The organism is Anaeromassilibacillus sp. SJQ-5 (assembly GCF_054108045.1).
Map to the genome: position 1 here is coordinate 1,990,139 of NZ_JBPJWQ010000001.1, position 15,118 is coordinate 2,005,256.

At 52.2% G+C, this 15,118-nt stretch carries 10 protein-coding genes; 1 reads left to right on the top strand and 9 read right to left on the bottom strand.

The window, feature by feature from the left end; all coding sequences use genetic code 11:
* Positions 1-46: 46 nt before the first annotated feature.
* Genes ACSAMM_RS08490 through ACSAMM_RS08500 form a run of 3 tightly spaced genes read right to left on the bottom strand, consistent with a single transcriptional unit; the run spans position 47 to position 3,664 of the window.
* Positions 47-1,048, bottom strand: coding sequence for a PfkB family carbohydrate kinase (locus tag ACSAMM_RS08490; RefSeq protein WP_457791045.1), 1,002 nt, complete (start codon positions 1,046-1,048; stop codon positions 47-49).
* A complete protein-coding gene (gene eda / locus ACSAMM_RS08495) occupies positions 1,045-1,680 on the bottom strand; it encodes a bifunctional 4-hydroxy-2-oxoglutarate aldolase/2-dehydro-3-deoxy-phosphogluconate aldolase (RefSeq protein WP_457791046.1) in 636 nt (211 codons plus the stop codon). Before eda ends, ACSAMM_RS08490 begins: the two co-directional genes overlap by 4 nt.
* Before the next feature lie 31 nt (positions 1,681-1,711).
* On the bottom strand, positions 1,712-3,664 hold the full coding sequence (locus ACSAMM_RS08500) for a Sip1-related alpha-galactosidase (protein WP_457791047.1): 1,953 nt from the start codon (positions 3,662-3,664) through the stop codon (positions 1,712-1,714).
* 173 nt (positions 3,665-3,837) lie between these two features.
* On the opposite strand from ACSAMM_RS08500, the gene ACSAMM_RS08505 reads away from it, so the two are divergent.
* Positions 3,838-4,875, top strand: a complete 1,038-nt coding sequence (locus tag ACSAMM_RS08505) for a LacI family DNA-binding transcriptional regulator (protein WP_457791048.1) — start codon at positions 3,838-3,840, stop codon at positions 4,873-4,875.
* A gap of 298 nt (positions 4,876-5,173) precedes the next feature.
* Here the strand turns inward: ACSAMM_RS08505 and ACSAMM_RS08510 are convergent, their stop codons facing one another.
* The 6 genes from ACSAMM_RS08510 to ACSAMM_RS08535 are packed head-to-tail and all read right to left on the bottom strand — an operon-like array spanning position 5,174 to position 15,085.
* On the bottom strand, positions 5,174-6,811 hold the full coding sequence (locus ACSAMM_RS08510; RefSeq protein WP_457791049.1) for a hypothetical protein: 1,638 nt from the start codon (positions 6,809-6,811) through the stop codon (positions 5,174-5,176).
* 59 nt (positions 6,812-6,870) lie between these two features.
* Positions 6,871-8,190, bottom strand: coding sequence for an endo-1,4-beta-xylanase (locus tag ACSAMM_RS08515; protein ID WP_457791050.1), 1,320 nt, complete (start codon positions 8,188-8,190; stop codon positions 6,871-6,873).
* Between the two features lie 30 nt (positions 8,191-8,220).
* A complete protein-coding gene (locus ACSAMM_RS08520) occupies positions 8,221-9,567 on the bottom strand; it encodes a sialate O-acetylesterase (RefSeq protein WP_457791051.1) in 1,347 nt (448 codons plus the stop codon).
* Between the two features lie 39 nt (positions 9,568-9,606).
* The gene (pgmB, locus tag ACSAMM_RS08525) at positions 9,607-10,227 is read right to left on the bottom strand and encodes a beta-phosphoglucomutase (protein ID WP_457791052.1); all 621 of its coding nucleotides are present in this window, start codon (positions 10,225-10,227) and stop codon (positions 9,607-9,609) included.
* A 16-nt stretch (positions 10,228-10,243) separates the two neighbouring features.
* Positions 10,244-12,706, bottom strand: a complete 2,463-nt coding sequence (locus tag ACSAMM_RS08530) for a DUF5696 domain-containing protein (protein ID WP_457791053.1) — start codon at positions 12,704-12,706, stop codon at positions 10,244-10,246.
* Positions 12,707-12,724: 18 nt separating this feature from the next.
* Positions 12,725-15,085 carry a hypothetical protein gene (locus tag ACSAMM_RS08535; protein ID WP_457791054.1) on the bottom strand — a complete coding sequence of 787 codons (2,361 nt, stop codon included), beginning with the start codon at positions 15,083-15,085 and terminating at the stop codon, positions 12,725-12,727.
* Positions 15,086-15,118: the final 33 nt, after the last annotated feature.

Genomic DNA, 15,118 nt, shown 5'->3' on the forward strand with positions numbered 1-15,118 from the left:
CCCACAAAAATAACGGTCGTCCTATTTTCATTAAAATCTAACCCGGTTACTCTGTAATTCCCGCCAGCGTCATTACCTCGTCGCTTGTCACAGCGTTTACGTCGCCCTCGATCGTGTATTTGAGGCATCCCGCCGCAGCGGCAAAATCGATCGCCTGCTGCATCGGCAGGCGGTTCAGCAGCGCATGGATCAGAGCGCCGGAGAACGCATCGCCGCCGCCGATACGGTCTACGGCGTCAAACTCATAGCAACGGCTGACACAGCAACTGCCGCTGCATCTGTCAGCAAGCACTGCTGACCAATCCCGCCGCATGGCCGAAGACGATCGACTGACTGTAACAGCGACCGCTGAGAAATCAAAGCGTTCCCGCAGCGCACGTGCGATTGTGCAGGCAGCGTCCGTGCGGGACAATCCTTCGGGCGCGCGGATGCCGAAGATGTCACCCGGCTCGTCCTCATAGGCGATGCACACATCGACATATCGGCACAACTCTGCCATGACGCGTCTGGCTTTTTCCTGCGACCAGAGTGCCTCGCGATAGTTCAGGTCGCAGCTCACGGTTAGTCCCAGCCTCTTAGCTGCGCGGCAGGCACTCAAGCACAGCGCAGCACACGTGTCGCTCAGCGCCGGGGTAATGCCGCTGAAATGGAACCACTCGGCACCGGAGTCGGTGAATATATGCTTCCAGTCAAATTCATTTGCCGCTGCTTCAGCGATCGCCGAACCAGCGCGGTCATAAACGATCGTCTGCCCGCGATAGCCCGCGCCTTGTTCGACATAATACACTCCCAACCGATCACCGCCGCGAACGATATACCGTGTGCCTGCGCCGCGGGCGCGTAGACTGTCGATCGCCGCCTGCCCCAATGCGTGGGCAGGCAGACGGGTGACGAATTCAGCCGACGTACCATAATTACACAGTGATACAGCGGCGTTTGCCTCGCTGCCGCCGTAGCACGCTGCAAAGCTTTGCGCCTGTATAAAGCGTTGGTGCCTCGGCGCGGTCAGGCGCAACAAGATCTCGCCAAAAGTGATAACCCGGCTCATTTGTGATCTCCTTTTCCAATCGCGGCAGCCCCAAAGGCCAGTCGCTCGATCTCGTCAAAATCTCCTGCCTCCAACGCGCTATCCGGTACAATCCAACTACCGCCGCAGGCAAATACAGACGGACAGGCCAAATAGTCTGCCAAATTTGTGGGCGTGATGCCTCCGGTCGGCATAAAGCGTACCATACCGTAGGGCGAGTGCAGCGCGCGCAGCATTGCCACACCTCCGGACGCCTCAGCTGGGAAGAATTTAAGCCACATAAGACCAGCCGACAAGGCCGCTTCAATCTCACTCGGCGTACAGATGCCCGGCACAAGCGGGTAGCCATGGTCGATGCAATGAACCGCCACCTTCGCATTGAATCCGGGACTGACCAGAAAGGCCGCGCCGGCCGCCATGGCCGCGTCGGCCTGCGCCGTTGTTAGTACCGTTCCCGCCGCCAGTAAAAATTCCGGGTCAGCTTTGTGTATCCGTCTCAGGCTTTCGGCGGCCGCCGGAGTACGGAATGTAATCTCAGCACACGGTAATCCGCCGCGACGTAGTGCAGCGGCCATTGGCACGGCCGTGTCGGCATCCTTCAAACGTACAACGGGTATGACGCGCAGTTTCTGAAGCTCATCGATCCATTTCAAAGTGGTTTCTCCCCTTCTGACTCTCACAGATTTATCGGTATTCTACAGAAAGAACAGAGCCATCGTAGGAAAACGGTAAGTCTTTGCCATTGATAACCACAGCCTCTGGGCGGGCTTCTGCATAAAAGAGGTAACAACCACAGTCTATGACTTCAGCATTTAGTGTACCTTTTTCTAGATAATAGCGGCTAACCGCCGCTGTCGCATTCAGCTTCCCGACGAGACCGATTACTGCCAAGCCGTTCCGTATCGGAGAAAAGGCAAACAACTCCGCGCTTTCTGGATTCAGCTCTGCCACTGTCGTATCCCCTGACGATATCACCGTCAACAGCTCAGCGCCGCTCTTTGTCAGGACGAATCGCTCCCCTGAGGTATCCAGGGCATCCTTGGGCGACAGAATGCAGGCCTTTGCTTCGGTGGAGGAAAAATTGAACGCTCCAATCAGATATGCGCTCGTATTTCGGTTAAACAGTTTAAGCACTGTGCCGTCATGCAGGGGATCGCTCATCAAGCAATCAAGCGTGGGGCGACCGGAGTCTAAGGGTCGTAAAACCCGTCCGTCCTCCGTGCAAAGGCTTTTTAACAAGTCATAATCATGTTCACCGGGTCTGTCCGAAATATAAACTGCCGACCCTCCCACCACGCGGGCAATCGCCTCAATACGCGCCTCGGTCTTGCTGCTCCAGAACATATCCCAATCTGCACAAGCGAATGGAGCCAGCCAGTAATTGCTATACGCATTGGAGACAATTGCGCCGTAATTGCGTATCTTCGGCATAAAATCATTTCCCGACCGTATGGCATTGGAATCCGTCATGCGATATACCATATCGTTTGAACAACTCATGCAATTCAGGCAGTTATCGTGAAAATACTTATGTACTGCGCTCTCGATCGCCTGATGATAAACGCGCATCGCTCTCGTTCGACCACCTGCTTGCGCAGACAGAGCCTCGATCAGATATTGAACATCAATCTTCACACCGTCCACACCGGCCGAGTGCAGATAGTCATACCATTCCTCGTAAAAGCCTTCGGCCTTATCCGCCAAAAGCGGACGATGGGCAAATTGCTTATTCAATGCATCGGCGTAGCTGCTGACCGCTTGAGGAAAGCGGGCATAGCTGTTCTCTCCGCTGAAGCCCTCCATATTCACGCCGCCCCAATACCCCATAGAGGCATGCCAGACCATCATACAAAATACTGCGTATTTTTCTTTGATTTCACGAATCATCCCAGCAAGCCCATTGGGGAATTTCTCTGCTTTTTCGTGAAAGTCAGCCAGTCTACGAGAACCGATCGGCTTCCCCTCCGTTGTTGTTAGCCAACCATCGTCCATGATCACCGAGCCGATCGAGATGCCATTCCTGCGGAATTCGCGTAAACCGTCGAGCAATTTAACGGCGTCCACATCGAAGTAAAAGGCATCCCATGTACACCATCCCAGATACTGAAAGTACAGCGGCAACACTTTTTCCGTTCGTAAACGAAAAGTGCCCATATGCTTACGTAAAGAAAGTGCGGCGCATTCCATCATGACATAGGGATCATGACCGGAGATCGCATACAAAAGCTCGCCGCTGTCCACGGAAAGCTCCGGCGAACCGGTCACGCCAACGAGAGTCATTCTGCCGTCCTGAGAGCCTAAAGCTGCCCGGGAATATTCATCAAACAGCGGCAGAAAAAGCACATATTGACCGTCCTCTAACTCCGTCAGCAGGAAAAGCGTCTCCTCATGTATCTCCGCTATCTCTTTACCGCATTCGTGCGACATGAAAAGCGGGACCGAACGATACCCCCCCATAAAGCAACAAAGCCGTGGAATGAAGCCCAGATCATAGACCGTTTCTTCAGCAGCCGTTTTCGCACGCAGCCGCATATATGCTCCGCCGTATGAATCCTCATGAAGGCCCGTAACCGCAACAGCTTCTTTCAAAACAATGTTATCATCGCAAAGCACCATTGCATTTTTAATTTCCCACATACCCGGTCTCACGCCCCCAAAATAGCAAATCGTTTTGCGATATATAGTATATCGTGTTCTAATTTCCATGTCAATAGAAAATGTACGCTTTCAACACATATTTGACAATCGTATACGAAATGACGTATACTGTAAGGGATTCTAGAACGTTATTGAAAAGTTGTGTGTTGTACATGAACAAAATGGGGCGTGTAACAATCAAAGATGTCGCCAAAGAGGCCGGCGTATCCTGTGCGATCACCTCCTTTGTCCTAAATAACGTAGAGGGACGTTTCAGTGAGGAATCCCGGCAAAAGGTTATGAAAGCTGTCAAAAAGCTTGGCTATGTGCCGGATTTAAACGCCAAACAACTGCGGACCAATGTCAGCAATTGTATTATGCTCGTTTATAGCCAGACATTTCTGGAGGAACAGAATGCCAGCACGCTTCAGTTTATTCTAGATGTTATTCGTGTCACAAAAAAGCGCGGACAAGACGTTATTATCCGTACCATTCATTCACACAGGGATTGGCAGCCTGTAAAGCAGGAATACATAAAGCTCTGGCGTTCCAAGCGGGCTGATGGCATTATTTTCGACTGTGCAGTAGACGATCAGGTGCCAAATGAGTTCTTTTCCGACCTGTATCAGAATTATGGTGTTAATTTGGTAGAGGTTGCTCATACAAATATGGTCAGAGACTATCCCACAGTATACGCTGATTCTTATTTATGGACGCAGAAAGCCCTTGATCATATCGTTTCCAAAGGGTATTCCGAAATCTATTTTATAGCAATGGACTATGTTTCCTTTTATCCGGACCGTGTGCGCGCCTATCTCGATTATATTAAACAACATGATATTTGCGGAGATCTTCTTCAGTATAAAACGATTTATCGAGATAAAAATGAAATCTGGTCTCTAATGGAGCCAATTCTCAAAAGGCAGCAAAAGGATCTTGCTTTTCTTTGTTGGAATGATGTGGATGCCATTTCGGTTGCCGAATTACTAAATATGAAAAATATCTCAAAAAAATTCCGCGTTGGGATTATGGGTTTTGATGATCTACCAACTGCGGCACACACGAATCCTCCGATCACAACCGTGCATTATCCTTACCAAGAGATTGCCGAAAGCTGTGTAAGGTTGTTAGAACAACAACGTGAAGATCGCTCTACAACTGCACCAAGCATTTGTCTCAATTCCCGGATTATAGAAAGAGAAAGTCTGTAAAACTGAAGGTTTAGTTTCAACAAAAAATTGTGAAAAAGCTAGCATGAGGCTGTTGCAAAGGAACTCGAGAGAAAAAGAGGCTAAAATGCGCAAAAACGCGTCTTGATCAGGCCGATAAAGGCTCATTCAAGAGGCGTTTTTTGTGTTTCAAGACGGCTTATTTATGGAATTTGCTATTGAAAGATAGGTGTCAAGAATTATGCAGGAATACCGTTATGCGCAAATTAATTTGCAGAGTCCCGTTGAATGGATAAGGTTTGCAGGACTCTGTTAGAATGCGGGGCATGTTCTCCTTTGTTCACCCAGTTGTCTCGCGCGGTGAAGGGCAGGCTTCTCTTCCCTCCGTGAATACAAACCGGTTGCCCGAAAGGTTCACCGTGCCACAGTCTCCCAGCACAATCGGTGCCTTAGTGGTCTCAAAGACGTTGCCCCGGATCTGCACATCCTCGGCGCAGCGCACCACCACCCCGTAGTTCTCCCCCTGAATGTCGTTGTCGGCTATGAGGATTCTCCGGTGAACTCCCACAGCGGGCCGGGCGCATTCGGTTTCCACCACCACGCCCGCTGCGTCGCAGTATTTGGTCCGGCCATAGCCGCAAGCGAGGAAGCGGTTGCGCTCGATCCGGATATCCCGCGTGCCCAGCGCTTCCATCCAGCCGGTCGCTGTGTCCACATGTACTCCCTGCCCGGTGCAGTGTACAAACCGGTTATCCCGCACCACGGCGTGCCTGGTCTGCACCAGCAACGCCCGACCGCGGATATTCTCCGCCGTGTTATCCTCAAACACCAGCCGAGCGGCCTTGGATCGGTTGGCCAGCAGATCCCCGACAGCCGCTTGCGGCGTGAGATCTCCCGACAGCTCCAGCTCCGCCTGCCGGGAGATCCCGTCCCAGAACACCTGCAAGACAGTACCGGTTCCATAGGGCAGCAAGGTGTCCGACCGGACCAGCTCGAGCTGGTCCCCAGGATCGGGCAGATCCATCTCGAAATCCTGCGGCGCCACGTCGAGCGAAACGATCACTCGGCAGCCTTCGATCCGCCGCACCGTCAGGTAAAAACCGTGGACGTTCGCGGCATCGTCCCCCATCCCGCGGAACACACACCTGGCAATCCGGATCTCCCCGCTGCAGCTGATGAAATGAGTGGCGTCGCAGTTAGTGGACATCACCCGGCTGCCGGATGGCTCGATCCGCAGGCCCTCGATCCGCACATCGCCGCAGCGGTGAGCGATGAGCCCCATCCCCGGCCCGGCATGAATGCGGACGTTTTCCAGCACTGCCTCTCGGCAGCCGAACAGATGAACCACCGGCGCATAGCTGTAGATATGCCGCAGGAGAATCATATCTCCTGTCCGTACCGGCCCGACCGTCTCCCGGCTGTAAATCCGAAAGAGGCCCTCCGACGACCGCTCCACCCGGCTAATCCCCTCGAACAGGCAGATCCCGCTCGGCACACCGTCCGCCCGCGCCGTCTGGAAGGAAACCACCGGCTCACCGCCCTGCAGTGCACCGTCGGGCAAGGGGCGGAAGGTCACGGTATGCGCGTCCACCCCGACCACCGTGCCGGTTGAAAAGAGAGGACGTCGCCAGTCGATCCCCAGATTTTTGATCGTCACCCGATCGCAGTTCCAGAAGGCGAAAGGCTGCATCAGGCCGTCGCATAAAAGGGTGATGCCGCCGCCGTCCACCACGACCTCCTCTCGGCCGGTGACATGCACGGCGATATTGCGCTGCTCCCGCCAATACCGGTCGTTCACCGGAGAAAGCCCGCCGTCCAGCAACTCCCGCCGCAGCGTCTGCGCCTTCTCGTTCCATAGCGGCGCGCTTTCGCCATCCACCTCCAGACGCAGGCGGTCCTCCGCCGCCCGCGTCAGCCGCTCAAAATTCTCCGCCGCCGCGCCCTCCCGCGCGTCCAGTCGTATCACCGATTCCGCCATTCAGCCCCTCCTGCTTGTGTCTGTCGGTCGCTCGTTAATCCGGCCCCCGTTTGTTGTTCTTACACAACAAAAGTTTTTTCCGCTTCATCATTAGGTGACAAGGTAAACTTCAAAGGAAGTACCTTGCCATTTACTGTTGCTTCCAGTTCATAGTCTCCGTAGAAGCCCTTAAATGTATATTCCCCTTTTGCAGCAAGACCATCTATAACGGTATGCCATTCTTCATGGATAAGATGATACAAAGCATCGTAGGCAGGCTTTTTTGTAAAATCATAGCGCAGCAGTCCGCCATGATAATAGTTTTCGCCTTCTTCACTGCCCTGCGGCGCATAAGCGGCATAACCATCCACCATATTCCAGTAGATGATCGCTTCTATTTTCGGGTGACTGAACCACAGCTTATACAGGCGAGTCAAGATCTCCGCCTGCAATTCTTCATCTGCAGCCTGTGTTGTGTACGCAGGAATAGTAATCTCCGTAATCTGCATGGGACGATTGAATTCACTGTATCGATCCAATATATGTGAAAAGCGCTTCAGATCATAGGCTAATTCCAGATAGGGCAATGCCGTCTCGCGCTCCCAAAACATATGATATTGCATACCGATCTTGTCTACACGGCACCCCATATTCAGAAGCCGCTCGATCTGCATATAATACTGTGTACGATTTTCGCGGAAATAGATCCAAGATGCATCCATGGCTTCATTAATAATGAGCGAATTCTTCTTAAAATATTTATCTGCTGTCCGATAGCTCCACTCAACATAATCATCTGAAAAATAGAAGTCTGTCACATTGTTATTAAAGAATGTTTCGTTTGTGATCTCCCAATCGTGAATACGAGTGCCGTAAAGTTCTGCCGTTTCCGCAAATCGTTTTTCAAGTTGGTACTTAATTTCCGATATATCGTGGCGCTCCAGCCAATCCGGCGACCACTGATCATAATTGAGGCAATGCTCTTTCGGCTCTATTCCGTTTTTCTCACAGAAGTCCAGACAGAGATCGATCGGCGGACGCCGGTAAACGCGGCTACTGCCAACCGCATAACGAGGGCGCCCTTGTTCCGGCTCTAAATCTTTCCAGTAAAACGGCAGGGTCGCCATATTGAAGAGTTTCTTAAAATACTCCTCATATTGCCGATTCTTTTCCGGGGTTTCCAGTTCCTCAAGCATGAAAATATTAGCGCCGAAATGAAACGAATGCTTTTTTAATTCTCCCTGGATACGCACATTTTGAACAGGGTGCCCATCTTTATCGACAAAATGTAGCTTTAGATATCCCTTACGATACAATTCGATTCCGTTCTGAACGCGATCATCAATCTCTTCACGGTTTTGATACAGTATATCCCGTACCTTTTGACGCCATTTCTCCATGAACTCTACTCCTTTTACAAATACAGTCATTTATTTCATTTCCAATTTGATCGGCCCAAAGCAAGGTATATCACGTCCGCGGGCATCGGTGATGTTGGCATACGGATCTAGCCCAAATCCGTAATAAAGATACATACCTTCCATTTCCTGACGGCTGATCCAAGTACGGATTTTGGCCATATTTTTTTTCAGACAAACATTAACAGCCACATCCGTATCCGGTTTATACGGATGGTGGGTTAGGGAAAAACCGCTTGTTCTACCATCGCTTTTTAAACCGCCATAGACATTACGAAATATGACTTCTATATCTACCTTTTGAGAGAGCGGATTCTCCATAACTCGAACACTCTCGAACTCTGGAGGCGCTTCGAAATGATAATCTTGACTGCCATGCAGCGCATAATACATGGCTTCGGCCCCCTGTACACCAAGTTCGAGTTGCGCAGAACGACTTAGATGAATCAAATCGTCCAGTGACTTATTGATAGAGCCAATCGTATAAAGCCCCTCGACCTTTTGTGGTAACAAGCGTTGAATCTCGCGGATTTTTATCCAGTTTTCTTCTAAACCCGGCCACATTGGATGAACTACACGGGCGAGCTGTACTTGAATAATAGGGATTAAGCCAAAATCGTTGCGGAACGAAGCAATAAAGGAAAGCATGCGCTCTTCAAAAGTATCCGCCGTACCATCAAAAGCGTCAGCACATCCCTGATACCAGAACATACCACGCACATGGCTTCCGTTTGCCTTGTAGCGGCGCTGCATCGCTGCATACAGGCTTTTGTCAGGTCCTTCTTCCTTGATTTTTTCCGACCAATGCGTTAGGCTGGCGCCGCCGTGCGCACAACACAAAAGCCCCTGCGGTACACCGCCGGTCAGCTTTTTCATGGTTTGCGCAAACGTGATCCCCGGGCCGACGCCCTGATACAGCTCGCCCTCCGGCGGCCTGGAGTGAAGCACCTGCGTATGCACCTTATCCTTTGCCTTCCACATCAGGTGCAGAGGGTGCCGAGCAACTCCCCACTCATCCTCCATATACAACGCCCGGATGTCCGGTTCCCCCGGATCTGTCAAATCCTCAGGCGCAAACCAACCGACTCCCTGCATATTGGATTGCCCGGCTAATATCCAAAGGTCGCCGACATAGATGTCCATAAAGGTTGCATTATCAGTCCGGAGCTCATACGGCCCGCCCACCGGAATACCGGTCAGCCGATATCGGCCGTCTGCAAGGGGAAGTATCGCCGCCTCACCGGAGCAAAATCCGGTATAGTGAACAAACGTCAATGCCGTGTCGCTTGTAACGGTGATATCTGCGACGTTTTCACTGTTTCTCTGCATGACCATGCCGTTCTTTATACCAAGAAGCATTTCTATCCTACCCTCCATTTTTTGCAGTCTGCATCCGTATTACAGCAACTCTTTCAGGCAACGAACATAGCGATCGGCATTTCCTAGTACATCGCTTCGGCCAACGGCAACCGTCCCCATGCCCGCCGCCCGTGCTGCATCAATCCCGGCCTGTGAATCCTCATAGACCACACAGAATTTCTCTGGCAATTTTAGCATTTCAGCCGCTTTCAGAAAGATCTCCGGATTCGGCTTGGCTTTTGTCACCTGATTGCCATCCACAATTGCATTAAAAAGCGATGTGATCCCTGTCTTCTCCAAAATCAAAGGTGCATTTTTGCTGGCCGATCCGAGGGCGATTTTTACGCCGTCGCCGCGAAGCTTTATCAAATATGCCAGCGCTCCGTCGAGCAAGTGATCCTGAGTAATCCCTTGCAGCATTTCCACATACCAGCGGTTCTTTTTATCTGCCATTACCCGCCTTTCAGCTTCTGTAGCCGAAATATGGCCTACTTCGAGTAGTATTTCCAGCGATCTCTCGCGGCTGACTCCCTTAAGCCTCTCATTATCGGACGGCAGAAAATCGAAGCCGAGTTCATCTGCCAAACGCTTCCACGCCTGATAATGATAGACAGCCGTGTCTACAAGGACACCGTCCAGATCAAAAATGGCACCTTTCACTTTGCTCTCCTTTTGCTCAACGCAGTCGTTCTATCACATACGGCTGTCCCGCCGCAGCATGGATCGTCAATAATCCGTGCTGAATGTCCGCACAAATCGGCTCTCCTCGACCGTTCTCCGTCAACGGAATTACGCTTACTGTCTGCCAGTTGTCCGGAATATGCCGGACATATTCACCGGCGTTACGCGCATAAAAAAGGTATTTATTCTTTTGAGATACGAACGATGTAAAGTCTTCGCCGATCAACTGCCCTTCGCATTGAATACGATAGGTTTTCTCGGCAAAATCCACCTGAACAGAACTGTCATCTTCGTATACAACCCGTGCAGCTTCGCCATCCCAACACGCATCGATTGCTTTTTTGTAGGCGAGGCAAAGCATCGGGAGTGCCAACAGATAGAAATATTCTGTATCGCTCCCATCGCGGCGGATCTCACCGAACTGCGATGCGCCCACAGCGATGGCCTGCAGCAACTCCATGTCATTCCCAGGCGTCATGCCATATGGCATGGCGCCGTGAAATGCAAGCGTTGTCAACGGAACAAATTGATCGCCGTCAAACAGATGGCGGACGAAGTTATACCGTGTGCTGTGTGCCGCACCGATCACGCCAATGAACGGCTCTGCAAGTGTTTCGCTGGTAACATCGATCCCCCGCCGATTAAATTGCCGAACGATTTCTTTCTTGTACTCCAGATTTTCTCTCGCGTCTGTCAAGGCCGCTTGATCGAAGTCATAGCGTCGGTTTTCAGAAGACAGCACATCTAAATGATACGATGTATGGATGCCGAACCGGTTTACTGTTTGCTCGATCCGTTCGGCCGCTTTCCCGGAAGTCACATACTTTTTGGGCTCGACCGTATACGCCATGCCTCCGGACCACAACCAACCGCAGTAAGGTTCCCCATATGCGTTCAACGCCAGTATATCCGGTGAAGCGGAAACATCCTCGGAGGGGTAAGCGTCATCAAAATTATCATGTAATGACAGCAGAACATTCTGCTTCCTCAACCGTCCTGCCGCAGCCAGGAACTCTTCCGTTGTCCCCAGCCTAGGATTAAATCCAAATTTGTATGGCTCCGGATATGAGAAATCGTGTCCGCCCTTTTGCCAGCCGACCAGATAGACGATTTGCTGCATTCCATCCGTCATAGCAGACATACGGGCAGCCATTTCCTCTGCTTCCCTCAGCGTAGTAAGCCTTTTATGACCAAAGGTTAACGGATTGGCTGGATTGAACTCCGCACTGGCATCCACGAGCATCTTGTATATCAAGGTGTTCGCATAAGTGGATGGCCGCTGTTCTGCACTCCAGCGGTTTCGAATGATCGTCGCGGCCGTTTTCCAGTCGCCTTTCGGCAGTTGATGTACCATCAAACCCTTATGCTTCACCGGAATGGAGCGCAGCCCCGCCTTTTCGGCCGGAATATGGAGCCGAAGCTCTGCGCCGATGACCGCCCGTAATGTGCTGCTCGGATCGGCGGTTACAGCCTGCCGCAGAACCGCATCCGGTTCGTCTGCGGCATCGGCACAGAAAAAGCCGTTTTGCGAGCCGATCGCCAGGAAATGACAGGTGTCGTAATAAAACACCGCGCTTTGCGTCCGCGCGTTCGCAAGGGATATGATCCGGCCGCCGCCATAGGGACTTATCAACGTTGCATCTGGTTCTGTTGACTGCAATAATCCGGGCAACTCCACACTCAACAGCTCACAACCGGTCATCAGCTCCATATCTGTTACGCGAACGGAAAAGCCGGTGTGCTCCTGTTTGAACAGCACAGCAAATGTAGAATAAAAGCCTTTCAACCGGTAAAGGATCGAGTCAGAATCTTTCTGCATCGATACAGACTGCGGTACAGACTCTATGACGGTATTGTCCTGTATTCTCCGCTCACGAATAAGCGGCTGGAAACGGCGCCATTCCACCGTTTCTCTGCCGCAGATGATTGGCAATTTTTCATCCAGCAGCAGCCCGTTCCAATAAAAAGCGGAGGGTGTCTTTTCTTCAACCCCAGGTATCGACTCAGCTATGTTGTGGATAAGCGGATGACGCAGCCGAAGCAGGCTCGCCCTTCCCCAGCCCCAACCGATATGGATATTCAGCGTCCTAACAGAAAACACCGTATTTTTGCCGTCGACAAAACGGAGTGCCTCGCCATCAGAGCCGACCATGGACAGGCACACCGTATAAGTCCCGCCCCACATGGCCGGAACCGTCCATGCACCAGTCGTGGTAACGATTTCTCCGGGCTGCCAGTCAAGGACAGACGGATAAGGCTCCCATGTAAAGCGGAAGTCCTCAGGGCGTTCCTCCGACTTGCGCTGAATATGGGCGAATCGGATATCCGCTGCGATCGACGCTCGCTTGTCCAACGGCTCATCGCCGATGTTCTGCCACCGTGTCGTGATATACAGCGTATCCCCCGGCTCAATGTAATTGAAACTGGCTTCAACCGACAGGAGCTTTGCTCTGAACAATGTGTTTCATCCTTTCCGTCAAATCACATCGGAGCCGACCGGCGTTCCCTCGCCGCAAAAGCGCGTTGTTTCACGGGCAAAATCATTACCGGCAACATAGTTTCCCTCACAGGGGTCGATCAGCATGATCGACCGCTCATAGCCGTTGATCCGATTATGAAGGATTCGGTTAAAGCCTCCGCCGATAGACATGCCCGCCGGATGGCGCATATCCATCCATTCGTGCTGATTCTTGAGATACATCAGGCCAGAATCGCCATCAAACGCATTGTGCCGGATGCAGTTGCCGAAGATCCCATAGGTCTTTTCAAAGCCTTTTGCCCGTACCGGCTCTCCATTGTAGCACGCCCAATCCATACGCAGTCCGCTGCCGCTTGCCCGCACCTGACAAAGCGATATTGTATTAAAGGCCACCACGGCGAAATTATCGTGATCGACCAGATTGAACAGGCGGATTTCAGATGCTAGATCAACCATGTGCCCGGATATGACATTTTCAATACCGCCGTTCCAGATAAACTGGGTCGGCCCGTTAGACAGCGCCGTGCTGTTGTCGATCCATAAATTGTGATGGGTCGTGATGACCAGTGTGAATAAGGTATCCGTATCCGGCAGAACATCCCACGGACTTTCCAGCGTCAGTCGATGTTCTTTTGCTGCTGTAACCTTTCTGTACTGCCCAAATCCGCGCCCGTCTGCAATGCAGATAAAATACTCATATTCCGCCAACCGTTCACTCAGAGGAAGCCCCTCCCCAAGTTCACCGGCGTCTGTATTTAAAGCAATATCGATATGCTGCACGCCGACCGCCTGCGCCGTTCCGTGCCACAGTCCCTCGCCGTGCTCAGACATATAGACCTCCTGCGCATTCTGCGAACGGGCAACATCCACGCTGCGATTCTGATACACCCAGTTGTTGGAAAATCCATTCTGGCACATAAAGGAGCGTCTGCCGCCCATAAACGTGTTCCCGATCACGACAGAATGCTGCAGACCGCAGAAATAGGATTCACTCATCTGACGCGGGCGGCATTCAACGTGATTGTTTATCAGACGAAGCCGCTCGTTTCGCGCCGGCAGCATGGACATCGGCATCAAAGCGCAGAAGCGGCAATCCCACACCGTCACATCGGCAAACGGACTGACGCTGAGCAAGCCGGCGCTGATCGCACCGAACACGCCGTCCGTTTCATATTCCGTCAGCCCGGCTGCCTCCACGACAACATGATTTAGAAACGCCTTTTCCACAGGTGCTTCCCGATCATTTGCTAACAGGACGCCAATATTAGCCCCGCCGCCGAGTTCTAGGCGAATCCCCTCCATGCCCGCATGATCCAGGATACGCACGAGAGCAGCCTCATCGTATTTTGCCATATGCGGCTGCCAGTCGACGGCCCATCCCTTTGCGCCGCCGCTGCGGCGCGCAAAAAACACATTACTCCAATCCTGCACAAAGGGCATCCCTTCGCAGACCCGGATGACCGTGGCTCCCGCTCCAGCTCCGATGAGAGCGACACCCGGGCGGAGCAGCAGTGTCCGGGAGATCGCAAAAGTACCGGCTCCAAGGATAACCGCTCCCTGATTCTGTGCAACTCGGTCGATCGCCGCCTGCAGAATGTCGGTCATATCCTTGTAAGCACCGGCTGGATCGGCAGCTATAATCTCCGTTGTATGCTCCGGCAGCGAACGGCAGGTGCCGGAGCACTGATTCCATTTTTCGACGTAATAGTCGATAAGATCATACGCTGCGCTGACGGACACAGCAACAGGCTCCGACCAACCGACCGCACCGCCTTTGCCGGAATGGAGTAAAAGCTCGTATTTTCCGTCCGGCACCTCGGATGGAACGCGGAAATCCGCACTGTATTTGTATGCATCATACGGATAGGAGGGGGTCTGTGCGGAGACCAGCCGGATGATTCTTCCGCTTTCGCAGCTGCGCAGTACAGCCGTTTTGACTCGTTCGCTCGGGCCGAAATCCTTTCCGTATACAGAAAGATTTCCGCCCGGATGCAGATCATAGGCTGAAAGATTCCACACCCGCGGACGATTGGCAACGACGGGACGCGAATACACGCCATCCTTTTCCACCCAGAGCACCGCTGTACCGCCAGGCACCGTTTCCGCATCGCCGAAGTATAAAACCCGTTCAAACACTTTATCCGGTTTAAACTCCTTGGCATCCTGCGGCGGAAATTCGGGCATTGCCACGCTACATTCTGCTTCCGTCAACAGCCAGTCCGGTTCACCGACGTGACTCTCCGGCCGCCACCAGAAAATGCGATTGTGTTCCGTAAAGCCCTCTCCGAATATTTGCACGACGTCTCCGCCTTCATAGGAGCAAATGCGGGAGATTTCCGGCTTTATGTTTTCACACATGTTTACCACCCTTTTTATTATCACGTTGTATTG